The sequence below is a fragment of the Streptomyces sp. NPDC046909 genome (assembly GCF_040644695.1).
Lineage (GTDB): Bacteria > Actinomycetota > Actinomycetes > Streptomycetales > Streptomycetaceae > Streptomyces.
This window is the reverse complement of the sequence record NZ_JBEYXC010000010.1, coordinates 178,309-204,188: the sequence shown is the minus strand read 5'-3', so window position 1 is coordinate 204,188 and position 25,880 is coordinate 178,309. Positions and strand designations below refer to the sequence as shown.

Sequence of the window (25,880 nt, the reverse complement as noted above, 5' to 3'; positions counted from 1 at the left end):
CGGAGGGGGACGCAGGTCCTTCTCTCTGTGTGCAGGTCCTTCTCTCTGTGTGCAGGTCCTTCTCTCTGTCCGGGGTCAGGACTTGGGCGGCACCGCCGGTATCCCCAGGAACGGCAGCCGGAGCGCGCCGAACGCCTCCGCCGGGACCGCCGGGGTCTGGGGCTCGACCGGCTTCAGGCGCTCGTACGCCGCTCCCGGTGCCGGGCGCGGGTCGGCCTCGCCCTTGTTGGGCCAGTACGACATCGCCCGCTCGGCCTGGGCCGTGATCGTCAGGGACGGGTTCACGCCGAGGTTCGCCGAGACGGCCGCGCCGTCGACGACCGAGATGCCGGGGTGGCCGTAGAGGCGGTGGTACGGGTCGATCACGCCTTCCTCGGCGCTGGCGCCGATCGGGCAGCCGCCGAGGAAGTGGGCGGTCAACGGCGTCCCCATCAACTCGCCGACGTTCGAGCCCGCGAAGCCGTTGATCTCGGCCGCGATCGCCGACGCGCCCTCCGAAGCCGCCTTGATCTGCTTGGGGTTGGGAGCGCCGTGACCCTGACGGGCCGTCAACAGGCCTTTCCCCACGCCGTCCGGCTTCAGGTACGTCGTCAGGGAGTTGTCCAGCGACTGCATCACCAGGCCGATGATGGTCCGCTCCGACCAGCGGTGGTTGGAGAGGGAGCGCAGGACGAGCACGGGGTGCCGGGCCGCATTGGTCAGCCATCCCAGCACCCTGGACGAGCCCTCGGCGTACGGGACTTGGAGGATGGACAGGCCGCCCATCGAGTTGGAGCCCTTGCCGTAGCGGACCGGCTCGATGTGGGTGTTCTCGTCCGGGTGGATGGAGGAGGTGATGGCGACGCCGCGCGTGAAGTCGACCTTCTTCTCCCCCGTCGCCTTGCGGTAGCGCCGGTTGTTGGTCTGCGCGCCGACCAGCGCCTCGGAGTTGGTACGGGTCAGCTCGCCCAGCTTCGCGGAGAGGTGCGGCAGTTGACCGCCCGCCTTCATGCGGTGCAGCAGGGTCTGGGTGCCGTAGGTACCGGCGGCGAGGACGACCCGGCGGGCCTTGAAGGTCCGCCCCTCGCCCTTCTTCTTGCGGTCCGTGGGGAGCGTGGCGATCGCGTACCCGCCCTGGGAGTCATCCGTCACCGACACGACCGTCGTCAGGGGGTGCACGACCGCGCCCGCCTTCTCGGCGAGGTAGAGGTAGTTCTCGTTGAGGGTGTTCTTCGCGCCGTGACGGCAGCCGGTCATGCACTCGCCGCACTCGGTGCAGGCCTTGCGGGCGGGACCCGCCCCGCCGAAGTAGGGGTCCGCCACCTGCTCGCCGGGTTTCGCCTTCCCCGCCCCGTCGGCGTCCTGTCCGTCGCCGAAGAACACGCCGACCGGCGCCATGTGGAAGGTGTCGCCGACGCCCATCCGCTGGGCCGCCGCCTTCAGATGGACGTCGGACGGGGTCATCGTCGGGTTGAGCCGTACGCCGAGCATGCGGCGCGCCTGGTCGTAGTACGGCTTCAACTCCTCCTCCCAGTCCGTGATGTCTCGCCACTGGGGGTCCTCGAAGAACGGCTTCGGCGGTACGTAGAGGGTGTTGGCGTAGTTGAGCGAGCCGCCGCCGACGCCCGCGCCGGCCAGGACCATGACGTTGCCCAGCAGATGGATGCGCTGGAGGCCGTACATGCCGAGCTTGGGGGCCCAGAGGTAGTTCTTGATGTCCCAGGAGTTCTTGGGAAGCGTGCCCGGGGTGAAGCGGCGGCCGGCTTCCAGGACTCCTACGCGGTATCCCTTCTCGGTGAGGCGAAGGGCCGTGACGGAACCGCCGAAGCCGGACCCCACGACGATGACGTCATAGTCGTAAGCGTCATTGCTCACGCGCTCTCTCCTCTTACGCCGCTTACTTCTTACGTCACTTACTGGATTACGCCTCTTACCGGAACCGGAACGCCTTCATGAGCCTGAGGCTGCGGCTCATGAACTGCGCGTATGCCTCGTCGCTCATCCCCAGCGAGGGTGCCATCGGCAGCAGCCGCTGCTGGGCCACGGTCTGGGCCTCGGTGTACTTGAGGATGCCCTCGGAGCCGTGGCGGCGGCCGAGCCCGGAGTCCTTCATGCCGCCCATCGGGGACTGGACGCTGCCGTAGGCGGGCGCGTAGCCCTCGTTGACGTTGACGGTGCCGGTGCGCAGCCGGGCGGCGACCTCGCGGCCGCGCTTGGCGTTCTTCGTCCAGACCGAGGAATTGAGGCCGTACGACGTGGAGTTGGCCTCCGCGACCGCCTCGTCGTCGGTCTTGAAACGGTAGAGGGAGACGACCGGGCCGAAGGTCTCCTCGGCGCAGATCGCCATGGGCTCGGTCACCCCGTCGAGGATGGTCGGCTCGAAGAAGTACGGGCCGATGTCGGGGCGGGCGACCCCGCCGGCGACGACCTTCGCGCCCTTGGCGACGGCCTCCTCGACATGCCGCGTCACGGTCTCCAGCTGGCGCTCGCCGACCAGTGAGCCCATGTCGGCGCCGTAGGCGAGGGACTTGCCGAGCCGCATGGCCTTCGTGCGGGCGGCGAAGCGCTCCAGGAAGGCGTCGGCGATCGACTCGTGGACGTACAACCGCTCGATGGAGATGCAGAGTTGGCCGGCGGAGGAGAAGCAGGCGCGGACCGCGCCCGCCGCCGCCTTCTCGATGTCGGCGTCCTCGAGGACCAGCATGGCGTTCTTGCCGCCGAGTTCGAGGGAGACGCCGACCAGGCGGGCGGCGGCGCCCTGCGCGACCTCGCGGCCGGTGCGGGTGGAGCCGGTGAAGGAGACGTAGTCGGCGTGCCGGACGACCTCGGGGCCGACGACGGGGCCCTCGCCGAGGACGACCTGGAAGACGTCGGCGGGGAGACCGGCCTCGATGAGGAGGTCACGCGCCCAGAGCGCCGTCAGGCAGGTCTCGGTGTCCGGCTTCATGACGACCGCGTTGCCCGCGACGAACGCGGGGAGCGCGTCGCCGACGGACAGCTCCAGGGGGTAGTTCCACGGGGCGATCTGGCCCACCACACCGCGCGGGTGCCGCAGTTCGGTGACCTTGGTGAGGGTCGGCATGGCGCCGGCGTGCCGCTTGGGGCGCAGATAGGAGGGTGCCTTGCGGCCGTAGTGGCGGGCGGCGACCGTGACGGCCTGCACCTCTTCATGGGCGTGGAGACGGGCCTTGCCGGTCTCCAGTTGGATGAGGTCGAGGACCTCGGCCTGGCGGGCGAGCACCAGGTCGTGGAAGCGGAGCAGGACGGCCGCGCGCTGCCGTACGGGCGTCCGCTCCCACACCGCCTGCGCCTTGCGGGCCGCCGCGAAGGCCTTCTCGACGTCCTCGGGCGTCGACTCGGGCAGGTCGGCCAGCTTCTCGCCGGTGAACGGCGTGTGGTTGGCGGTACGACCGGAACCGGCCACGCCCTTGGTGAGCTGCGCGACCAGCTCCGGGGTGACCACGTCGGCGGCGGTACGGGCGCCCTCCGGGGCGGGGGCGAGGGGGTTGGTGGCCTGCTCCGAAGCCTTCGAGTCCGTCATGAGCCGCAGAGTATGCCGGGTCGGGCACTTTGGGTACCCGTCGGTAATCGGGATTCACCGACCGCTCACACACCGCCAGTGATCACTGGCGGTAAAGCCGCTGATCAGCGCGTTGTGCGGGGACGATCACCAGCGGCTCAGCCATTTCCGATCACAAGCCGGTCACGGGCCCCCTTGAACAGCGAGGTCCCGTCCTTCTCGTCCGCGGTCCCCTTGGGCATGTCGACGCGCAACTCGTACATCCGGTCGTCGTCGGTCCGCACGAACAGCTGCATGACCCGGGTCGGGGAATCCTTCGCGCCGTAGGTGGTGTCCGCGAGCACGGCCTCGTGGCCGTCGAGGCTGGTGTCCGTGTACTGCGTCGCGGCGGCACCGCCCCCGTACTCCGCCCACTCGCCCGCCTCCTCCTTCGCCCTGGTCATCGGGGCGGCCGGGGCCTGGTCCCACTCGGTGAGGCGGAGCTGGACCACCCCGTCCTCGTAGACCACGAGCCGGGGGCGGTCGACGGCGCCGGTTCCCTCCCGGGCGATCTCCTCGTAGCGGCTCGGGAGGGCGAGCACGGCGTTCATGTCGGTCTCACGGTGCTGGGTCCAGGCCTCGTCGGTGGCCTCGGACGCGGGGGCCGACTCATAGGTGGCGGTGTGCTCGGCGACGCCCGCGGGCTCGGGCTCGGCGAGCACATAGGACACCCCGGCCCAGCCGCCGCCCGCGACGAGGGCCGCGCCGAGGAGGACGGCGGGAAGGGGGCGGCGCAGGAGGCGGGGCTTGGGCTTGGCGGTCGTTACGACGGTGACGGCGGACCGCGGCTCCGGGGCCGAGTCCTCGTCCAGGGCCGAGTCCGACTCCGACTCCGGATCAGGTACGACCGGGGCCGCTGGCGCCGGTTCCGGCGTGACGGGCTCCGGTGTGGCCGACTTGCGCCCCCGCACCCGTACCGTCCCGGAGTCCTCCCCCAACTCCCGTATTCGGTCGGCTTCCTGGACGGCGACCGGCGCCTGCGCGAGCGGCGGCACGGGCCAGCCCTCGGCGGCCGCCTCCAGCACCCGGGCGGCCTCCTCGGCGTCCGGCCGCAGGTCGGGGTCCTTGCCCAACAGCCCGGCGATCAAGGGGGCGAGGGCTCCGGCACGCTTGGGCTCGGGCGGGTCGAAGGAGAGGATCGCGGCGAGGGTGGACTCCAACGTCGTACGCCGGAACGGTGGTTCGCCCTCCACGGCGGCGTACAGCAGGACGCCCAGGGACCACAGGTCGGAGGACGGGCCCGCGCCCCGCCCGGACATCCGCTCGGGGGCGACGAAGTCGATCGAGCCGACGAACTCGCCGCTGACGGTGAGGGATTCCTCGCCCTGGACATGGGCGATGCCGAAGTCGGTGAGGACGACCCGGCCGTGCGGGCCGAGCAGGACGTTGGCGGGCTTCACGTCCCGGTGCACGATCCCGACGGCGTGCGCGGCGCGCAGGGCGCCGAGGACGGCGAGGCCGATCCGGGCGGTCTCGGCGGGGTCGACGGGGCCGCGCCGCAGCGCCTCGTGCAGGGACTCCCCACGGATCAACTCCATGACGATCCAGGGGAGTCCGTCCTCCACGACCACGTCATGGATGGTGACGGCGGCGGGATGATCGACCCGGGCGGCGGCCCGGGCCTCCCGGTAGAGCCGATGAGAGGCCCGCTGATGGGCCTCGTCATCCGGATCACCCGGCAACCTCGGCTGCTTCACGGCGACTTCACGATCCACGAGCTCGTCGTGCGCCCGCCAGACGGTGCCCATCCCGCCCGAGCCGATACGCTCGGCCAGCCGATAACGGCCGCCTATCAATCGGCCCTTCGGGCTGCTGCCGCCCCGGTCGTTGCTCATGCCCCATCAGTACCGCGCGGGGTGGTTGCTTGTCGACGCGGGGCGGCACGCGGCCGTCGGTGTCGGGTGGTTCAGGTTGTTCAGGTGGTTCAGGTGATGTCGACCCCGCCGAGCCGCAGCATCGAGAGCTGGGTGCGGCTGAGGACACCGGCGTAGGTGTGGAGGTCGTCGACCTCGCCCGCCAGATCCTCGGTGGGGTCGGTGAGCGTACGTCCGACCTGGAGGTCGCCGGTCGGCGCCCAGGTGTTCAGGCCCGACACGCTCGCCGTGTCGGCGGGGTGGTCGTAGTCCACGTAGAGCCGCAGTTCGTCGGTCTTCTCGTCGTAGACGACCGCGAGGAACTGCTCGCCCGCCGAAGAGTTCAGGAAGAGCGGCGCGCTGACCGTGGTGGTCGGGGCGTCGGCCCGGTCCTCGTGGGCGACGACCGCCTGCCAGGTCTGCGAGGCGGCGAGATAGCGCAGGGTGAACAGGTCGGTGTGCTCACCCGGCTGGGACAGCACCGTCATGTCACGGGTCGCGGTGTCCGGGTCGATGCGCACCTGAGCGGCCACGGAGAAGCCGGCGTCGGTGGGGGTGACGGCGGTGGGCGTGGAGGCGTGATCACCGTCGCCGTCGAGCAGCAGGTCGCCGTTGCCGACGATCGGGTACGTCACCGGGACGCAGTCGGGGTTCCAGGCGCAGTCGTCGACGGGCGCGTGGATCGAGGCGTCGCCCGCCAGCGTCAGCGGCGCGCCGCCCGCGTACGCCGGGCTCTGGCCGTCGGTCGCCGACTCCAGGTCCCAGTAGCCCAGGCGCTGGGCCTTGCGGGTCGCCGTCTCGGTGATCTCCCCGGGCACGTACACGCGGTCCCAGATGTTCACGTCGGTGAGGAGGCCCTGCCAGTGGTCGCCGATGCGCAGGGCGCCGGTGCCGCCCGCCGTGACAAGGTTGTCGGCCGTGCCGGCGAGGTCCCCGTCGACGTACAGACGGACCTGGTCCTTCTCGCCGTCGTACACGCCGACCAGGTGTGCCCACTCGCCCGGCTCGGGCGCGCCGCCGCTGATGGTCGCCGTGCCGCCGTCGGCGGCCGGGAGGGAGAAGGCCCACTCCACGCGGCCGGCGGAACCGGTCACCGTGCCGAGGGTGAAGCCCGCCTGGCTGACGACCGTCGAGCCGCCGACCAGCTCGTCGGGGCGCACCCAGGCGTCGACGGAGAAGTCCCGCGCCGCGTCCACGGAGGTGTCGAGGCTCGCGTACGCCTGGTCCGAGCCGTCGAAGGAGGCCGCGGAGCCGACCGTCGTACCGGAAGGTCCGGAGGCGCCCAGGCTCACACCGGAACCGGTCTCCGCACCGGACTGGCTGTCCGGGTCCCAGTGCGTGACGGCCGCGCGGCCGTCCTGGACCAGGGCGTAATAGGTGGTCGTGGCGCTGGTGTTGCCCGCGGCGTCGACCGCCTCGACCTGGAGTGAGGCGGGCCCTTCCTTCTCCGGCATCCAGCGCAGGGACACGGCGCCGCCCGGCTCGGCCGCCGTGAGCGTCTGCCGCGCCCCGCCGAGCAGCCGGTAGCGGTACGACACGACGTCGTCGGACGCCGAGTCGATCACGAAGGTGCCGTAATGGCCCACGCCGTCATGCCAGTTGTCGTCGTCCGGATACTCCTGCGACGTGACGACGGGCGCGGCCGGCGCCTCCTCGTCGGCCGCGGAGGCCACGGCCGACGTCCCGGCGGTGCTCAGAGCCGCCACGGCGCACACGGTCGCGGCACGTCTCCATGCGTACTGCTTCAAGAGTCCCCTCCCAAGATCAGTCTCAGAGGAGGATGACCCTAACCGCCGCCACTGACAACGGAATTCAGAGCACGTCGACGTCCAGATTCGCGATGGCCGTCTTCGCCACCTCGCGCCCCCGGTCCGTGAAATCGCCCTTGCCCGGATAGCTGATGGTGAGTTTGTACATGTCGCCCTTGGAGGTCTTGTAGTAGAAGATCTGCATCTCGCGGGGGCGGGGGTTCTGGCTGTCGTCGGTGAGGTAGGTGATGGTGTTCTCGGCGGCCTGCTTGCCTTGGTACGTGGCCGTGCCGTCGGTTTTCGTCGTCGGGTTCTCCGGCATCTGGAGGCCGTAGTCGCCGTTCTCCTTGAACTGCTTGTCGTCCTCGTACATCTCGGCGGCCGCCGAGCCCGCGATGCTGTTGCCCGTGTCCTCGGACTTCTTGTCGAGGCGCAGCCCGATCCAGATGCTGCCGCTGTAGTCGGTGTAGGTGACCCAGTGCGCCTCGTCCGTCTTCCGGTCGGGCACGCGCTCCTGGTACTCGGGGGGCACCGCCAGCGTCGCGGCGACGTCCTTGACGTGCTTCTTCGTCCAGCCGTCCGGCAACGGTCCCGCGAAGGGATCCGCGATCACCAGGTACGCCGCCACCGCGGCCGCTACGACCGCCGCACCGAGCCCGAGCAGGGGCTTGCGGCCCAGGTGAAGGTGAAGGCCGCCCTTGGCACCCTCACCGACCTGCCCGACAGCCCCCACCTGCACCACCTGCGTCGGCGCAGGAACCGGCGGCCGGGCCGCGGCCTCCAGCAGCGCGCGGGTCTGGGCGGCCGTCGGACGACGGGAAGGGTCCTTCTCCAGCAGGCCGTTGATGACCTCGGCCAGCGGGCCCTGCGCGGCGGACGGGGTGGCGTTGAGGACGGACTGGAGGGTGGCCGGGGTGTTGCTGCGCCGGAACGGCGAGACGCCCTCCGTCGCCGCGTACAGCACCACGCCCAGCGACCACAGGTCCGACGCCGGGCCCGGCCGCTGCCCCAGCACCCGCTCCGGCGCGATGTACTCGGGCGAGCCGACGAAGCCGCCGGTGTCGGTCAGATTGGTCTCGCCCTCGATCTGGGCGATGCCGAAGTCCGTGAGGACGACGCGGTCATGGCGGCCGAGCAGGACGTTGTCCGGCTTGACGTCACGGTGCAGGATGCCCGCCGCGTGCGCCGCCTCCAGCGCGCCGAGCACCTCCAGACCGACGCGCGCCGCCTCCCGCGCCCCGAGGGTGCCCTCCTGCAAGGCGTCGCCGAGCGAGCGGCCCTGCACCAGCTCCATGACGATCCAGGGCTGGCCGTCGACGACCGCGACGTCGTGCACGTTCACGACGGAGGGGTGATCGAGCCGGGCCGCGGCCCGCGCCTCGCGCCGCATGCGTTCGAACGCGTTGGCCCGTTCACGTTCGGGAAGATGATCGGGGACGCGGGGCTCCTTGACGGCGACCTCGCGGTCCACCGTCTCGTCCTTCGCCCGCCAGACGGTGCCCATGCCGCCGTGCCCGAGCTTGGCGAGCAGCCGGTAACGCCCGCCGATCAACCTGCCGGTCCCCGGGTCCTGTTGAGGAACCGTCGGCTGCGGGACGACCTGCGTGGGCGCCGCGTACGGATTGTCCGGATGCGGCACGGCCGCGGGCGAATTCGGCACGGCCGCGGGCGGGTTCGGCGGTTGCAGACCGAAACTCGTCGGCTCGTCGGACCCGTAAGGGGCTCCCCCGTTGCTGCTCATGGGTCCGTTCATATCGCGCCAGGCGTGTCCGTATCCACCCAGAAGGCGGTCCAGTCACAGACCCGTGACTCACGGGGTCGCTTATCTCCCATTTACGGCGTGGCGGACGAGCTCGCGCTCTCACTCACCCCCTCACTCGCAGTCCCACTCACACTCCCACTCACACTCGCCGAACTGCTAATGCTGATGGACGTGGGTGACGGCGACGGCCCGTCCCCGCCCTCCCCCTGATGCATGATCAGCGCCGCCCCCGACACCCCGGCCCCCGCCATCGCGGCGACCAGCACCACCGCCGTCACCACCCCCCGCACGGAACGCCGCTCGGCGACCGGCATGTGCCCCGTCTCCAGGAACCCCCGCAGCAGCCGCTCCGCCGACTCCGCGTCCAGCCGCCGCTCCGGATCCCGCTCCAGCAGCCCCCGTACGACGGGCAGCAGCGGCACCGCCTGCGCGGGCAGCCGTATCTCGGCCGCGAGGACCGCGTGCAGGACGCCGCTCAACGAGTCGCGCCGGAACGGCGATTCACCACTCAGCGCCGTGCACAGCAGCGCCCCCACCGACCACAGGTCGGACGGCGGCCCGGTCCCCGCCCCGGTCATCCGCTCCGGCGCGGTGTACTCGGGCGAACCGACGAAGGACCCGGTCTCGGTGAGCGTGGTGGCACCGGCGACCCGCGCGACCCCGAAGTCGGTGAGCACGACCCGCCCGGTCCCGGCCTCCAGCAGCACGTTCGCCGGCTTGATGTCCCGATGCAGCACCCCGGCCGCGTGCGCCGCCCGCAACGCGCCCAGCAGATCGGCCCCGATCCGCGCGGCCTCGACGGCACCGACGGGTCCGTGCACGGCGATCCGGTCGGCGAGAGACCCACCATCGATCAACTCCATGACGAGATAGGGCCGTTCGTCATACTCGACGACATCGTGCACGACGATGATGTGCGGATGCCTGAGCTGCGCGACGGCCCGCGCCTCCCGCAGCGTACGGTCCCGCTGCCACCGCGCCTCCGCCTCGGACAACGTCTCGTCGAGAGACAGCTCCTTCACCGCGACCCGCCGCCCGAGCAGCAGATCGCTCGCCCGCCACACAACTCCCATACCGCCACGCCCGAGCCGCGCCTCCAGGCGGTAACGGCCCGCTATGACACGGAAGTTGTCCCCCGGGGTCCCCATGAGCCCCATGATGCCGCGCCGGATGGATCCCTTCCGGGGCGGTGACCGGCCAAGTTGAGGCGGGTCAGGAGGACTTGGGCTGCCAGCTCCGCAGGATCCAGTTGAACTGCTTGCTCGTGGTGGCCCAGTCGGCGGCCGGCGAAGCCGCGTAGATGGCGTACTCGGTGCCGTCGCCGTCCATGTACCCGACGTCGATGGCACGGTAGGGAGCCGCGAAGTAGTGCGGCGGGTCCTTGGCCAGCGCGTTCCACGTGTACTCCCAGCGGGCGCCCGGCAGATCGCGGAAGAGCTCGTCCTTGAGGCTCAGCCGCGTGTAGTCCTGGAAGCGGTCCGCGAGCTGCCCGTCCAGGTTGCGGAAGTGCTCGTACGAGCTGCTGAAGTCCGGCCCGGTGTCGACGGCGACCCGCACGAGGTGCTTGCCGTTGTCGGGCGAGTAGTCGACCTGCGTGAGGCCGTCCTTGTCGATGGAGACGGACCGCGCCCAGCCCTTGGGCAGGTAGATGGTGAAACCGACGGGATCCTCGTACGGAATCCAGCTGGCGGGAACCGTCCCCTGGCCGCCCTCCTTGCTCGGCGAGGCACTGGCGCCGGCACCGGCACTCGCACTGCTGCTCGGACTCGACGAGGAACCGTCGGACCCGGCGGACCTTGCGGAGCTGTCCGCACCGGACTGCTGCAACGCAACCGCCACACCCCCGCCCACGATCGCCGCCAACGCGACGACCAGCGCGAACGTCCGCAACCGATGCCGCTTCCGCGGCGCGGGCCCAGGCACCGACGCGGGCCCGATCGTCACCGGCGGATACGGCGTCGCGGCGGCCGTCTGCCCAACCCGCGTACCGGTACCGAAGGTCCCGGCCCCGGCCCCGGCCCCAGCACCCACTCCCGTCCCGGACGTCCCGTACCGCACCTGCCCGGTCACCGCATCCACCGCGTCCACCGACGCCGCCGCCCCCGGCACCCGCCCCTGCGCCGCCTCGGCGAGCATCCGCTCCGCCTCGGCCGCACTGGGCCGCGCGGCCGGATCCTTGCGCAGCAGCGCCGCGAGGACCGGCCCCAGCACCCCGGCGTTGACCGGCGCGGCGGGCTCCTCCTCGACGACGGCCTGCATGGTGCCGATCGGCGAGGTGCGGCGGAACGGCGACCGCCCCTCGACCGCCGTGTACAGCGTCGCGCCCAGCGCCCACAGGTCGGAGGCCGGCCCGGGGTCATGCCCGCGCACCCGCTCGGGGGCGAGGTAGTCCACCGAGCCCACGACCTCTCCGGTGCGGGTGATGGTCGTATCGCCCTCGATCTGGGCGATGCCGAAGTCGGTGAGCAGGACGCGACCGTCGTGGGACAGCAGGACATTGCCGGGCTTCACATCCCGGTGCAGCACCCCGGCGGAGTGCGCGGCACGCAGCGCGCGCAGCACCCACAGCCCGATCCTGGCCGCCTCCGCCGGCTCGACCCGCCCCCGCTCCTTGACCGCGTCGGCGAGCGAGCCGCCCTCGATCAGCTCCATGACGATCCACGGCCGGGCGTCATGATCGAGCACGTCGTGCACGGTGACGACGGCGGAGTGGTTGATCCGGGCGGCCGCCCGCGCCTCGGCACGGGTGCGGTGCAGCAGCCGCTCCTGGTCGCTCTCGGAGACGTACAGGGCAGCGGTCAGCTCTTTGATGGCGACGGCCCGGTGCAGCACCTCGTCATGCGCACGCCACACACGGCCCATACCGCCGCTGCCGATGGTGTCGGCAAGCCGGTAACGACCCGCGAGGAGCAGGCCCTGCATCTGATTCACGTTGCCCCGCAATGCTCTTGACAGGGTCAGATTAGGGACCGGCCCGGACGCAGGGAACCACGGGGGTGCCAAGGTTTCGCGGTTGTGACAGTTGTCGCTTTCGGCCGCCGGAGTGAACCCTCACCCACCGTGAAAGCCCGAGCTCAGCCGGTGACCTCGTATGTCGCCGCCGCCTGGTCGAACAGCCGCGTCACCTCGTCCCGCTCGGCTTCCGGACCGCGCACCTGCACCACGTGGTACTTCCCGCCGATGAGGATCGCGAGATTGCGCACGAACAGCTCCCGCCCCGCGTCATCGGTCCAGGTGAACTGCCCCTCGGCCATGGTCCGCCCGCCCACCTGGATCGTCTTCAGCCCGCTGGCGCTGGCCCAACTCGAATCCCGGTACGGCTGAAGCTCGGCCTCGTCCTCCCGCTGGTACGCCATGGGGTCCTCGCCGTACTCGTCCGCGCCATCGCGTCCCGGTACGACGATCAGGTCGAAGTCGCCGTGCGAGTACACGACCTGACCGCGCCCGTTCTTCGGGCTGTGCGTCCAGCCGTCGGCGACGGCGACCCGGAACCCGGCGGAGTCCGAACGCAGGGTGAATCCGTCCGGTACGGCGGGCCCGGTGGCCGACTGGGTCTGCGTCTGAGCCGTCTCCGAAGGACTCGCACTCTCCTCGGCCTTCGGGGAGGTCTGATCGGGCCGTGGCTCACTGCTGGAGGTCGGCGCCGCGCTGACCTCACCGGCGGCACCGGTCCGGTCGGTCTCCCCCGCACCGCCCGTCGACTCATCGGCCTTGGGCATGAACAGCACGGCGTACGCGATCACCGCGGCCATCAACAGCAGCACGAGCAGCAGCAACGTACGGCCGAGCCGCCGCGGCGACCGCCCCGCCTCCTGCTTGGCCCGCTTGTGCCGTCCGTGCGCACTGGTCGCGGGCAGCCCTGCGCGCCGCCTGCGCACCAGCTCGCCCCGCCGCCGTACGACGGGCAGCCGGCTGCCGTCGAGGGGCGGCGCGGCGACGAGGCCCACGCCGACGTCCGGCTCGGGCGCCGACCGCACCAGCGACCGCAGCCAGCCCCGCAGCTCCTCGAAGTCCAGCCGCTCGGTGGGGTCCTGACGCAGCAACGACTCCACGACCGGCCGCAGCGGCCCGCACTCCTCCGCGAACGCCGGCGGCTCGGCGCACACCAACTGCACCAGCTCGGCCGTCGACTCCTCCGGATACGGCGCATGCCCCTGCACGGCCCTGAACAGCAGCGCCCCCAGCGCCCACAGATCCGTCGCGGGCCCGATCGGCGCGGCCAACTGCCAGTTCTCATGCACCGGCCCGGCCTGCTCCGGCGCCCACCGCTCGGTCACCGGCCCCACCACAGCCATCCTGGCCTGCCGCGCCCGCTCAGCGGCAAGCGCGGTGGCGGGCCCCCGGGGCACGGGAGCGGCGGCGGCAAGCTCGTCCCAACGACTGGGAGTGCCGTCAGCGCTGGGAGCGGCACCGGAAATCCCGGCGGCACGTTCCTGCCCACCCGTCGGCACCACACCACCGCCACCGCCCGCCGGAAGCGCCGCACCGCCCGGTCCACCTCGGGCCACGGTCCCGTGCTGCCGGTCGGTCCGGACCCCATAGGGATCGGCTATCTGCCCGGGAGGCGAGGCACTGGTCCTGGAACGTTCGTCCCGCCCCGCCTGCACCGCACCACTGACCGGCTCGGAACCCGGCGCGAACCCGACGCCGTTGGCCAGGTCGTACGGCGGTGTAGGCCCCCCAGCCCGCACCGCGGGGTCCCCCTCGGGCGCCGAACGCGCCCCCGGCAGAGCCGCCCGCCCGTTCTGCTGGGCCTCCTGGACCCGGGCGGCGGCCCGGGCACCCGCGCGATACGCGGCGATCGCCCCGGCCCGCGCGGCCCGGACATCCCCGCCGGTCTCCACGGCAGCCCTGCGCTCGATCGCCGCCGCGGTACTCGTACCGTTCGTGGCATCAGCACCGAGCCCCGGCAGCCCTCCGGCTTCCCGCGCCTCGATGGCCGCACGCCGAGCGGCCTCGGGATCGACATCAGCCGCCTGACCAGCACCGGCACCGCCACCGACGGCTCCACCGACCGCCCGGCCACCAGGTCCACCAGGGCTACGACCACCGGCACCCGCCGGACCACCGGAAGCCCCTACGCCCCCCGCCCCGCCGAACGTCCCCGGCACACCGGGCGCACCCGACACACCCGGCGCACCCACACCCCGCCGGTCACCGAACCCCCCGTCGCCGTCCTCGACCGGCACCGGGTCGTACCCGCACAGCGCCTCCTCCGCCGCCCCGACCGCGAGGCCGGTCAGCATGACGCGGCCGTCGTCGCAGACGAGGACGGTCCGGGCGGTGATGTTCCGGTGCACCCAGCCGTGCGCGTGCAGCACCCGAAGGGCCATCAGCACATCGGAGGCGACCTCGGCCGCCCGGTACGGCGTCAGCGGCTTCTCCGCGAGCAGCGCCGCCAGGGGCCGCGCGGCCACCAACTCGCTCACGATCCACAGCGACCCGCCCTCGGCGAACACGTCGAAGACCTGGTCGAGCCGAGGATGGTCGGGAATCGAGGCGGCGGCCTGCGCGGCCTCCACGGCCCGCCGCACGGCCGGATCGGTAGGCCGCCGGGTGCTCGTACGCGCCGCGGCGGCGGACCGCCGAACTCCCCGCTCCCTGGGGTCCCTTGCCGTGAACCCGTCGGGCAGCCCCTCCGCGTCGAGCACCTCCGCCTCGACGACCTCGGGCAACGGCACCTGCCGGACGAGGACTTCCTGGCCGCTGTAGGTGTCGAAGGCCCGGGTCTCGGTCAGTTCGTACTCGTCGGAGGGCGGCAGCGGCAGGCGGTAGCGGTCGGCGAGTACCCGTCCCGCATAGTCGTCCACGTTGCCTCCCCCGGCACTCCGGATCGGTCAATTCCGTTCGCCCCGCGTGCCGTTCCGCCCATACCTGGATGCGTACGGTCCGCAAGCCTTCACGATACGTGCCGGAGGCAACTCGCAAAGAGGGGATGCCAGATCTCACGCCTCAAACGCGGGCCGGGTCACTTCACGATTTCGGTTCGAATGTATCGGCGAGCGTCTGCCAGGTGTCCTTTCGCAGCTCGCTACCCCAATTGGCGGCTTTCGCCGTGTACATCAGCGCATATCCGAGATGGTCGTTGACGACGAATCCCCGGTCGATCGTCCGGTACTTCGTGCCGCCCTCGGTATAGGTGAACTCCCAGTCGGCCGCGAGCCAGCCCCGGTAGTTCACCTTCGCTATTCGGACCCGGTCGTACTGGGAGCGGGTCATGTACTGCTCCTGGCTCTTCCAGTCCGCCACCGGGTCCCCCTTCGGCGTGGACGTCCAGGCGACGAGCAGCTTCTGTCCGTCCGGCCCGGTGAAACGGTCCCCCGCCGACCCCGAGCTCTGGAACTTCCACCCCTTGGGCAACCCGATCGAGTACCCCTGACTCCCCTTGTACGTCGTCTCGGCCGTGCTCCCGTCACCGGCCGCGGAGCCACCGCCCTCGCTGCCGCCGGTCGCGGTGGGGCTGTTGCTCGGCGTCTGCCCGGCCGAAGCGCCCGCGGACCCGGTCGCCTGACCGTCCGTCTGGGCACCGCCGCCCGTGTCCTCCTTGGTGGAGGCACTCGCGCTCGCACTGGCACCGGCTGAGACCTTGCCGCCCCCGCCCTTCGCGGAGTTGTCGGAGGCATCGTCGTCGCCGTTCAGCACGACGGCCAGCACGACCGCGATCAGCGCCAGCACCGCGACCACCGCGATGATCACCAACGTCCGCTTGGGCACCACATCGGTGATGGGCGCCTTGGGCACGGGCCGCGGCGGCAGATCCGGCAGATCCGCCGGCGGCGTCATCACGGGCCACCCCGAACTCCGCCCACCACTGCCCGCGTTGCCCCCGGAACCGGCGGCGCCGGAACCGACAGCCCCCGAACCAGCCGCACCCGAACCGGTAACCCCGGAGCCGGAGTACCCGGCACCCCGGGAACCCGCGGCAGCCGCCCCGGCCGCACTCGAACCCGAGCCCGAGGGCGAAGCCACCGCCCCGCCAGACGTACCCGGAGCCGACGCCCCACCCGCTGCCCCGGCCCCGGAAGCCGGAGCCACCGCACCGCCTGCCGGCCCCGAAGTCGCCGTACCGCTCCCGGACTTCACCCGCGACGCGGCAGCCGTCCCGGCCGCCCCCGCCGCCACGGCAGCCTTCCGCACGGAACGCAGCGCCCCGCGCAACCGCTCCCCGCCCTCACCCCGGTCCGGCTGCGGAGGCAACGGCACGACCTTCGTCGCGTCCTGCGCCGGCTCCGGTTCGTCCTTGGGCTCGGGCGCGTGGATCACGGCGTTGAGCATCACCCGCGCACCGGCGTCGTCGAGCCGCTTCTCGGGGTCCTTGGTGAGCAGGCCGTAGATGACGTCCTTCAGCGGACCCGCGTTCTTCGGCTCCTCCATCGGCTCGGTCATCACCGCGGTCAGGGTCGCGATCGCCGAGCCCTTGTCGTACGGCGGCACACCCTCGACCGCCGCGTACAACAGCCCGCCCAGCGACCACAGATCGGCGGCCGGACCCGGCTTGTGCCCACGGGCCCGCTCCGGCGAGATGTAGGAAGGGGCGCCGACGAGCATGCCCGTCGAGGTGATGGAGGGGTCGCCCTCGACCTGCGCGATGCCGAAGTCGGTGAGCACGACCCGGCCGTCCTCGGAGATCAGCACGTTGGACGGCTTCACATCCCGGTGCAGGATGCCCTGGCGGTGCGCCGAGCGCAGCACGTCGAGCACCGCGAGCCCGACCTCCGCCGCACGCCTCGGCTCCAGCAGGCCGTCCTCCCGGATGACCTCGGCGAGCGACTTGCCCTCGACGAGCTCCATGACGATCCACGGCCGGTCGTCCTCGTCGACCACGTCGAAGACCGTCACCGCGCTGTTGTTACGGATCCGCGCGATCGCCTTGGCCTCACGCAAGGTCCGCGTGATCAGCCGGCGCTTCTCCTCCTCGTCGATGTTGGAGGGGAACCGCAGCTCCTTCACGGCGACGATCCGGCCCAGGGTCTCGTCCTCGGCCCGCCACACCGTGCCCATGCCGCCGCGGCCGAGCACTGCTCCCAACCGGTACCGCCCGGCGAGGAGACGTTCGCTCTTGTCCTGACGGGATGCCCCCGCCCGCTCCGCCTCCGACATGCGTCCCCTCATACAACCCGCCCTGACAGAGCCTCCATTGTCCCTCACCCGACAAGTGCCCGACGCCCAGGGGCCCCCTCCGCACACGCCGACCACGGCACATCCCGCCCCCGCCCACCACGACGACCACGGCCCGCCCCGACCCCTCGACACACGGTGACGAAGAACGGTCCCCGGGGACCGCCCGCAGCCCCCGCCCGCCCGCCCTGCATGATGGGCCGCGACAAAGAAGCGCCCCGATCACGCCACGGCCCGACTCGAATCGCGCCAAACCCGACCGCGCCACGGACGACCCACATCGCACCAAGCTCGACCGCACCACAGAGCGGCCCAGATCGCCCCAAGCCCGGCCGCGCCACCAAGCGCCCCGATCGCCCCAAGGGAGGGACAACGATGCCGCCGCTACGGACCCTACTGGCCGTACCTGTGTCCCTGGCCCTCCTCGCCCTCGCCCCGGCCGCCTCCTCCGCGCCGGCGACACCCCCCGCGGACGCGGTCCTCCCGCTGCTGCTCACCTCGGGCGGAGCCCCGGCCGCCGCGCTGCTCGCCCGCGAGGAGACCGGCACGCACTACGCCCAGGCAGGGCAGGGCATCGCCCGCGCCGACCACTTCCGCGCCGGAAGCATCACGAAGACCTTCATCGCGACGGTCGTGCTCCAACTGGCCGAAGAACACCGGCTGTCCCTGTCCGACACGGTGGAGCAGCACCTGCCCGGTCTGGTGCGCGGCGCCGGCAACGACGGCCGCACGATGACCCTGCGCGCCCTGCTCACCCACACCAGCGGCCTGAACGACTACACCGCGGACACCGGGGGCACCGTCCCCCTCTCACCTCTCCAAGCCGTGCGTATCGCACTCACCCACCCTCCGGCCGACCCCGGCCGCTACCACTACTCCAACACCAACTACGTCCTGCTCGGCCTGGTCATCGAACAGGTCACCGGCGACTCGTACGCCACCGAGGCCGAGCGCCGCATCATCGCTCCGCTGGGTCTGACGGACACCTCCTTCCCCGGCTCCCGCACCACGCTCCCCTCCCCGCACGGCCGCGCCTACGACACCGACGGAACCGACGTCACCGCGCTCGACCCGCAGGTGGCCGGGGCCGCGGGCGAGCTGGTGACCACGCTCACCGACCTGGACCGCTTCTACGCGGCGCTGCTCGGCGGCGAACTCCTGCCCCCGCACTGGCTGCGCGAGATGCGTGACACCCGTACCGCACACGGCCTGTACGGCATGGGCCTGTTCCCGGTGAAGCTGCCGTGCGGCACGACGGTGTGGGGTCACAACGGCCGGATCGCCGGCAGCTACGTGCGCACCGCGGCCACCGTCGACGGCCGTCGCGTCCTCACCTTCCGCGTGAACACGACCGCGCTGACAGACCCCGACCTCGAACCGGCCCTGCTCGCCGCCGAGTTCTGCCCCCGCACCTCATAGAACGACCGGGTTCCGAACGAAGATCCCGACTCACGACACTCGTTCGAGTGAACCCACGCGAACCCACCCCGCCCCCTACAACGGCACAATGTCCGGCGCCCCCAACCGAGCCGCGTCCGCCGTCAGATCGTCCGGCTGCCGCTGCGACTCCCGCTCCGCCTCCACCCGCTTCTCGTAGTGCTCGACCTCGCGCTCGATCTGGTCCTTGTCCCACCCCAGCACCGGCGCCATCAGCTCGGCGGCCTCCCGCGCACTCCGCGTCCCCCGGTCGAAGGTCTCGATGGAGATCCGGGTCCGCCGGGTCAGCACGTCGTCGAGATGCCGCGCCCCCTCGTGCGAGGCCGCGTACACGACCTCGGCGCGCAGATAGTCGTCGGCGGCGTGCAGGGGCTCGCCCAGCGTGGGATCCGCGGCGATCAGATCGAACACCTCCTCCGCCAACGAGCCGAATCGGTTCAGCAGATGCTCGACCCGCACCACGTGCAGCCCGGTCCGGGCCGCGATCCGCGCCCGCGCGTTCCACAGCGCCCGGTACCCCTCGGCCCCCAGCAGCGGCACGTCCTCGGTGACGCACTCGGCGACCCGCAGATCGAGCCCGTGCACCGCCTCGTCGACCGCGTCCTTGGCCATGACCCGGTACGTCGTGTACTTGCCGCCCGCCACGACCACGAGCCCTGGCACGGGATGCGCCACGGTGTGCTCACGGGACAGCTTGCTGGTGGCGTCCGACTCCCCGGCGAGCAGCGGCCGCAGCCCCGCGTACACGCCCTCGACGTCGTCCCGCGTGAGCGGCACGGCGAGCACCGAGTTGACGTGCTCCAGCAGGTAGTCGATGTCCGCGCTGGACGCCGCCGGATGGGCCTTGTCGAGGTCCCAGTCGGTGTCGGTGGTGCCGACGATCCAGTGTCGGCCCCAGGGGATGACGAACAGCACGGACTTCTCGGTGCGCAGGATCAGCCCGGTCGTCGACTTGATCCGGTCCTTGGGCACGACGAGGTGGATGCCCTTGGAGGCCCGTACGTGGAACTGCCCCCGCTCGCCGACCATGGCCTGGGTGTCGTCGGTCCACACACCGGTCGCGTTGACGATCTGCTTGGCGCGGATCTCGTACTCCCCGCCCGCCTCCACGTCCTGCACCCGGGCCCCGACCACCCGTTCGCCCTCACGCAGAAACCCGGTCACGCGCGCCCGGTTGGCGACGGCCGCGCCGTACGCCGCCGCGGTCCGCACGATCGTGGCGACGAAACGGGCGTCGTCCATCTGGGCGTCGTAGTACTGGAGGGCACCGACCAGCGCGTCCTTCTTCAAGGCGGGTGCGATGCGCAGCGCGTGACGGCGGCTCAGATGCCGGTGCATCGGCAGGCCCCGCCCGTGCCCGCGGGCCATCGACATGGTGTCGTAGAGCGCGACGCCCGACCCGGCGTACAGCCGCTCCCAGCCCTTGTGCTGGAGCGGATACAGGAACGGCACCGGCTTCACGAGATGTGGAGCGAGCCGTTCCAGCAACAGTCCGCGCTCCTTCAACGCCTCCCGTACGAGGGCGAAGTCGAGCATCTCCAGATAGCGCAGTCCGCCGTGGATGAGCTTGCTGGACCGGCTGGAGGTGCCCGACGCCCAGTCACGTGCCTCGACCAGGCCGACGGACAGTCCGCGGGTGACCGCGTCGAGGGCGGTACCCGCACCGACCACACCGCCGCCCACCACCAGTAGGTCCAGCTCGTGCTCGGCCATGGCGGCGAGCGCCTCGGCTCGCTGCGCCGGCCCCAGTGTCGCTGTCCTCACCGCTGCCTCCTGCTGTCGGTCGGAGTGGCCCGGTCCGCATCCCCCTGCCCAAATTCTGACCGGCTTGCCCAAGTTCAGCCACCAGTCACCCCCACCCTGTGGACAACTTTCACGGAGGCGCCGGAGGAGACACACGGAATCAATCTCGTATTCCGGTCAGATTTACTCTTAGTCTGACATTGCGCTCGCTCTTCCAGTCCACAGGGCTTGCGCACCTGTCCCGCTTCGGTTATTGGGAAGGACGGTCCACGCCATGCCCGCGGATCTCGCCGTCATCGGACTCGGCCCCTTCGGACTGCCCCTGGCCCAGGCGGCCGTCGCCGCCGGCATCCCCACGCTCGGTTACCGCACCGGCCCCGAGGCCGGCTCCCTCAGCCCCGCCGAACTGCGCCGGATGCTCTCGGGGGGCTTCCGGCCGGCCACCTCCCCCGCCGAGCTCGGCCGCGTACGCACCGCGGTGATCTGCGCGCCCACCCCCCGCGCGGCGGACGGCGGCCTCGACCTCACCCAGGTGGAGTCGGCGGCCCGCACCCTCGCCGCCCATCTGCGTCCGCACACCACGGTCGTCCTGGAGTCACCGGTCCCGCCGGGCACCACGGAGAACCTCCTGCGCCCCCTCCTCGAAGAGGGTTCCCGCCTCCGCGCGGGCCGCGACTTCCACCTCGCCTACTCCCCCAGCCGTGTCGACCCCGGCAACCGCGACTTCACCCCCGCCAACACCCCGAAGGTGATCGGCGGCCTGACCCCCGCGTGCACGGAGTCGGCGGCCGCCTTCTACTCCCGTCTCACCGACAAGGTGGTACGCGCGCGTGGTCTGCGCGAAGCGGAGACGGTCCAGCTCCTGGAGTCCAACTACCGCCACGTCAACATCGCCCTCGTCAACGAGATGGCCGTCCTCTGCCACGACCTCGGCGTCGACCTCTGGGACGTCATCCGCTGCGCGGAGACCAAGCCTTTCGGCTTCCACTCCTTCCGCCCCGGCCCGGGCGTAGGCGGCCACGCCGCCCCCCAGGACCTGACCACCACCCCCACCGGCCGCACCCTGCGCATGGTCGAACTCGCCCAGCAGGTCAACAGCCAGATGCCGCGTTACGTCATCCAGCGCGCCGCCACCCTCCTCAACGAACACGGCAAGTCGGCGCGAGGCGCCCGCGTCCTCCTCCTGGGCGTCACCTACAAGCCCGACCTCGCCGACCAACAGGCCACCCCCGCCCACGAGATCGCCGTCCGCCTGATGGAACTGGGCGCCTCGGTCAGCTACCACGACCCCCACGTCCCCTCCTGGAACGTCCTCGACCGCCCGGTCCCCCGCGCGGACTCCCTCTACGAGGCCGCCGCCGACGCCGACCTGACGATCCTGCTCCAGCAACACCGGACGTACGACCTCCAGGGCCTGTCGGTGAAGGCCCAGCTGCTGCTGGACACGCGGGGGGCGACACCTACGGGGGCGGCGCACCGGTTGTGAAGGGGGGCGCGTGGGCGCGGCGGGCTCCGGGGCTGGTGGCACGCGGGACGCGGCGCGGGTACCGTACCCAGCAGGTGGGGCCCACCGCAGATGGCCATGCGGTACTGCGGAGGCTCCTGGATGGTTCACGACGCGTCCGCCCCTAGCGTCTATAGGGACGGCCGCTCGCCACCGAAAAGGTGGAGCCCACCGCAGGGGGTGCTGCAGCGGGCTCCTGACTGGTTTACGAGTGTCCGCCCCTACTGTCTATAGGGGCGGCCGCTCACCAGCCATAAATCCGCAAGATCCACCTCCTCCGGAACTTCACCAGCCGAAGCCACATCTGATCCCAGCGGGTGGGCTTGCGGTGACGGCCCATGGGCACGCCCCCTTCCATGACGCCGCCCGTTAACCCGGTGGGGCGGTCCATTGGAGCTCCGGGCCGGGCCCCGGGCCACAAGGTCCGGACACGTGCTCCTTGGAAGGGGGCGCCCCAGACAGCGGGTCGCCGATCAAGGACACTACCGCCCACTTACGCCCGTTCGGCCCACATTCGCCCCGAACGCAACCGCGCGCCCCTCGCCCGCAAAACGCGCCTCCACCAGCCCACTTGGGCACGCAGAAGGCCGGCCACCCCACCCGGGATGACCGGCCCCAAGCCGCCGAAAGCCCTACCGCTACCGCTGGTGCTGCGAGTCCGCCACCGTCACCTCGACACGCTGGAACTCCTTGAGCTCGCTGTACCCGGTCGTGGCCATGGCCCGACGCAGCGCACCGAAGAAGTTCATGGAGCCGTCGGGAGTGTGCGACGGGCCCGTCAGCACCTCCTCGATCGTGCCGACCGTGCCGAGGTCGACCTTCTTGCCGCGCGGAAGCTCCGTGTTGACGGCCTCCATGCCCCAGTGGTGCCCCTTGCCGGGCGCGTCCGTGCCGCGCGCGAGCGGCGAGCCCATCATGACCGCGTCGGCGCCGCAGGCGATGGCCTTCGGGAGGTCACCGGACCAGCCGACGCCGCCGTCCGCGATGACGTGCACATACCGGCCACCGGACTCGTCCATGTAGTCACGGCGGGCCGCCGCCACGTCCGCGACCGCCGTCGCCATCGGGACCCGGATGCCCAGCACGTTCCGCGTGGTGTGCGCGGCGCCGCCGCCGAAGCCGACCAGGACACCCGCGGCGCCCGTGCGCATGAGGTGCAGGGCCGCCGTGTAGGTGGCGCAGCCGCCGACGATCACCGGGACGTCGAGCTCGTAGATGAACTGCTTCAGGTTCAGCGGCTCGTGCGAGCCGGAGACGTGCTCGGCCGACACCGTCGTACCGCGAATGACGAAGATGTCCACGCCCGCGTCGACGACGGCCTTGGAGAACTGCGCCGTGCGCTGCGGGGAGAGCGCGGCGGCGGTGACCACGCCCGCGTCGCGCACCTCCTTGATGCGCTGGCCGATCAGCTCCTCCTTGATGGGAGCGGCGTAGATCTCCTGGAGGCGGCGGGTGGCCGTCTCCGCGTCCAGCTCGGTGACCTCGTCGAGCAGCGGCTGCGGGTCCTCGTACCGCGTCCACAGTCCTTCGAGGTTCAGTACGCCGAGGCCGCCGAGCTCGCCGATGCGGATCGCGGTGGCCGGGGAGACGACCGAGTCCATGGGGGCGGCCAGGAACGGCAGCTCGAAGCGGTAGGCGTCGATCTGCCAGGCGATCGAGACCTCCTTCGGGTCGCGCGTACGACGGCTCGGGACGACGGCGATGTCGTCGAAGGCGTACGCCCGGCGGCCGCGCTTGCCGCGCCCGATCTCGATCTCAGTCACGTGTGTGGCCTTTCCCTGATGCGTTGCAGCGCCTTCCAGTATCCCCGACGGGTACGACAAGGGCGGCCCCGGATGCTCCGGGACCGCCCTCGACCGAGCCTCACGCGCGCGTGGACGTCGCTTTCGGCTACTTGCGGCTGTAGTTCGGCGCCTCGACCGTCATCTGGATGTCGTGCGGGTGCGACTCCTTCAGACCCGCCGACGTGATCCGTACGAAGCGGCCGTTGGCCTGGAGGTCCGGGACCGTGCGGCCGCCGACGTAGAACATCGACTGGCGCAGTCCGCCGACCAGCTGGTGGACGACCGAGTGCAGCGGGCCGCGGTAGGGCACCTGGCCCTCGATGCCCTCGGGGACCAGCTGCTCGTCGGAGGCGACGCCCTCCTGGAAGTAGCGGTCCTTGGAGAACGACTTGCGCTCGCCGCGGGTCTGCATCGCGCCGAGCGAGCCCATGCCGCGGTACGACTTGAACTGCTTGCCGTTGATGAACAGCAGCTCGCCCGGGGACTCCTCGCAGCCCGCGAGGAGCGAGCCCAGCATCACGGTGTCGGCGCCCGCGACGAGCGCCTTGGCGATGTCGCCGGAGTACTGGAGGCCGCCGTCGCCGATGACCGGGATGCCGGCCTCCTTGGCGGCGAGCGCGGCCTCGTAGATGGCGGTGACCTGCGGGACGCCGATGCCGGCGACGACACGGGTCGTACAGATGGAGCCGGGGCCGACGCCGACCTTGATGCCGTCGACGCCGGAGTCGATGAGCGCCTGGGCACCGTCACGGGTGGCGATGTTGCCGCCGATGACGTCGACGCCGGAGGAGTTCGACTTGATCTTGGCGACCATATCGCCGACCAGGCGGGAGTGGCCGTGTGCGGTGTCGACGACGATGAAGTCGACGCCCCGCTCGATCAGGGCCTGGGCGCGCTCGAAGGCGTCACCGGCGACACCGACCGCGGCACCGACGAGCAGCCGGCCCTCGCCGTCCTTGGCGGCGTTCGGGTACTTCTCCGCCTTGACGAAGTCCTTGACGGTGATGAGGCCCTTGAGGACACCCTCGTCGTCGACCAGCGGAAGCTTCTCGATCTTGTGCTTGCGCAGCAGCTCCATGGCCTCGACGCCGGAGATGCCCACCTTGCCGGTGACCAGCGGCATCGGCGTCATGACCTCGCGGACCCGGCGGGAGCGGTCGCTCTCGAAGGCCATGTCGCGGTTGGTGACGATGCCGAGCAGCTTCTTGTTCGGGTCGGTGACCGGCACACCGCTGATGCGGAACTTGGCGCACAGCGCGTCCGCCTCGGCGAGCGTGGCGTCCGGGTGCACGGTGATCGGGTCGGCCACCATGCCGGACTCGGACCGCTTCACCAGGTCGACCTGGTTGGCCTGGTCCTCGATGGAGAGATTGCGGTGCAGTACGCCGACGCCGCCCTGACGGGCCATCGCGATCGCCATGCGCGACTCGGTGACCTTGTCCATGGCGGCGGACAGCAGCGGGATGTTCACCCGCACGTTCTTGGAGACGTACGAGGCGGTGTCGATCTCGTCGGGCGCCATGTCCGACGCGCCCGGCAGCAGCAGCACGTCGTCGTAGGTCAGCCCGAGTGTCGCGAATTTGTCAGGCACTCCGTCGACGTTTGCAGTCATGACACCTTCCCCAATGGCCTTGATCGGTGCGGATGTCCATGCTAACGGGAAGGAAGGGTCCCGAATTCCACGGTTCCGTCCGGCTACCGGCTTCGTATGTTCGTACGGAACTCAGGTACGGCCTGTTCAACAAAGGCACAAAGGAGCAGAGGCCAAGGCACTACTGCTCGGCGAGCGCCCGCAGCCGGCTCAGCGCCCGATGCTGGGCCACCCGGACCGCGCCCGGTGACATTCCCAACATCTGCCCGGTCTCCTCCGCCGTCAGCCCCACCGCGATCCGCAGCAGCAACAGCTCCCGCTGGTTCTCGGGGAGGTTGGCGAGCAGCTTCTTGGCCCATTCGGCGTCACTGCTGAGCAGCGCCCGCTCCTCAGGACCGAGGGAGTCGTCGGGCCGCTCGGGCATCTCGTCCGACGGCACGGCCGTGGACCCCGGCCCGCGCATGGCGGCCCGCTGCAGATCGGCGACCTTGTGGGCGGCGATGGCGAACACGAACGCCTCGAAGGGCCGACCGGTGTCCCGGTACCTCGGCAGCGCCAGCAGCACCGCGACGCAGACCTCCTGCGCCAGATCCTCCACGAAGTGACGCGCGTCGCCGGGCAGCCGGGACAGCCGGGTGCGGCAATAGCGCAGCGCCAGTGGGTGGACATGGGCGAGCAGGTCGTGTGTCGCCTGCTCATCCCCGTCGACGGCGCGATGGACAAGCCCACCGATCACCGTCGTCTCGTCCTCACGCATCGGTCCATGGTGCCCTGCGGCCGATTCATCCGTGGCACCGCGTCC

At 71.3% G+C, this 25,880-nt stretch carries 15 protein-coding genes; 2 read left to right on the top strand and 13 right to left on the bottom strand.

Annotation, left to right across the window (positions count from 1 at the left end):
- Positions 1-75 precede the first annotated feature (75 nt).
- The 9 genes from ABZ928_RS31485 to ABZ928_RS31445 form a co-directional block, all read right to left on the bottom strand.
- Positions 76-1,854, bottom strand: a complete 1,779-nt coding sequence (locus ABZ928_RS31485) for a GMC family oxidoreductase (RefSeq protein WP_361526316.1) — start codon at positions 1,852-1,854, stop codon at positions 76-78.
- A gap of 55 nt (positions 1,855-1,909) precedes the next feature.
- Positions 1,910-3,520 carry a succinic semialdehyde dehydrogenase gene (locus ABZ928_RS31480; RefSeq protein WP_361526314.1) on the bottom strand — a complete coding sequence of 537 codons (1,611 nt, stop codon included), beginning with the start codon at positions 3,518-3,520 and terminating at the stop codon, positions 1,910-1,912.
- 137 nt (positions 3,521-3,657) lie between these two features.
- Complete coding sequence (locus tag ABZ928_RS31475) at positions 3,658-5,373, bottom strand: protein kinase (RefSeq protein WP_361526311.1); 1,716 nt, start codon at positions 5,371-5,373, stop codon at positions 3,658-3,660.
- An 89-nt stretch (positions 5,374-5,462) separates the two neighbouring features.
- The gene (locus ABZ928_RS31470; RefSeq protein WP_361526308.1) at positions 5,463-7,097 is read right to left on the bottom strand and encodes a LamG domain-containing protein; all 1,635 of its coding nucleotides are present in this window, start codon (positions 7,095-7,097) and stop codon (positions 5,463-5,465) included.
- Between the two features lie 106 nt (positions 7,098-7,203).
- The gene (locus ABZ928_RS31465) at positions 7,204-8,880 is read right to left on the bottom strand and encodes a serine/threonine-protein kinase (RefSeq protein ID WP_361526305.1); all 1,677 of its coding nucleotides are present in this window, start codon (positions 8,878-8,880) and stop codon (positions 7,204-7,206) included.
- Between the two features lie 92 nt (positions 8,881-8,972).
- Complete coding sequence (locus ABZ928_RS31460) at positions 8,973-10,049, bottom strand: serine/threonine-protein kinase (RefSeq protein ID WP_361526303.1); 1,077 nt, start codon at positions 10,047-10,049, stop codon at positions 8,973-8,975.
- A 64-nt stretch (positions 10,050-10,113) separates the two neighbouring features.
- Entirely contained in the window at positions 10,114-11,823 is a 1,710-nt protein-coding gene (locus tag ABZ928_RS31455) for a serine/threonine-protein kinase (RefSeq protein WP_361526300.1), read from the bottom strand.
- Positions 11,824-11,975: 152 nt separating this feature from the next.
- Entirely contained in the window at positions 11,976-14,711 is a 2,736-nt protein-coding gene (locus ABZ928_RS31450) for a protein kinase (protein ID WP_361526298.1), read from the bottom strand.
- 163 nt (positions 14,712-14,874) lie between these two features.
- Positions 14,875-17,001, bottom strand: a complete 2,127-nt coding sequence (locus tag ABZ928_RS31445) for a serine/threonine-protein kinase (RefSeq protein WP_361526296.1) — start codon at positions 16,999-17,001, stop codon at positions 14,875-14,877.
- A 393-nt stretch (positions 17,002-17,394) separates the two neighbouring features.
- On the opposite strand from ABZ928_RS31445, the gene ABZ928_RS31440 reads away from it, so the two are divergent.
- Entirely contained in the window at positions 17,395-18,438 is a 1,044-nt protein-coding gene (locus tag ABZ928_RS31440; RefSeq protein WP_361526293.1) for a serine hydrolase domain-containing protein, read from the top strand.
- A gap of 75 nt (positions 18,439-18,513) precedes the next feature.
- Here the strand turns inward: ABZ928_RS31440 and ABZ928_RS31435 are convergent, their stop codons facing one another.
- Entirely contained in the window at positions 18,514-20,220 is a 1,707-nt protein-coding gene (locus ABZ928_RS31435; RefSeq protein ID WP_361526290.1) for a glycerol-3-phosphate dehydrogenase/oxidase, read from the bottom strand.
- A 253-nt stretch (positions 20,221-20,473) separates the two neighbouring features.
- Between ABZ928_RS31435 and ABZ928_RS31430 the strand changes: the two genes are divergently transcribed.
- Positions 20,474-21,685 (top strand): nucleotide sugar dehydrogenase, encoded by a 1,212-nt coding sequence (locus ABZ928_RS31430; RefSeq protein ID WP_361526287.1) that lies wholly within the window; start codon positions 20,474-20,476, stop codon positions 21,683-21,685.
- Positions 21,686-22,341: 656 nt separating this feature from the next.
- On the opposite strand, the gene ABZ928_RS31425 is transcribed toward ABZ928_RS31430, so the two are convergent.
- The 3 genes from ABZ928_RS31425 to ABZ928_RS31415 all read right to left on the bottom strand — a co-directional run bounded on the left by ABZ928_RS31425 (position 22,342) and on the right by ABZ928_RS31415 (position 25,835).
- Positions 22,342-23,466 carry a GuaB3 family IMP dehydrogenase-related protein gene (locus tag ABZ928_RS31425; RefSeq protein WP_361526284.1) on the bottom strand — a complete coding sequence of 375 codons (1,125 nt, stop codon included), beginning with the start codon at positions 23,464-23,466 and terminating at the stop codon, positions 22,342-22,344.
- Positions 23,467-23,593: 127 nt separating this feature from the next.
- Positions 23,594-25,099 (bottom strand): IMP dehydrogenase, encoded by a 1,506-nt coding sequence (gene guaB / locus ABZ928_RS31420; protein WP_361526281.1) that lies wholly within the window; start codon positions 25,097-25,099, stop codon positions 23,594-23,596.
- A 160-nt stretch (positions 25,100-25,259) separates the two neighbouring features.
- Entirely contained in the window at positions 25,260-25,835 is a 576-nt protein-coding gene (locus tag ABZ928_RS31415; protein WP_059192858.1) for a sigma-70 family RNA polymerase sigma factor, read from the bottom strand.
- Positions 25,836-25,880 lie beyond the last annotated feature (45 nt).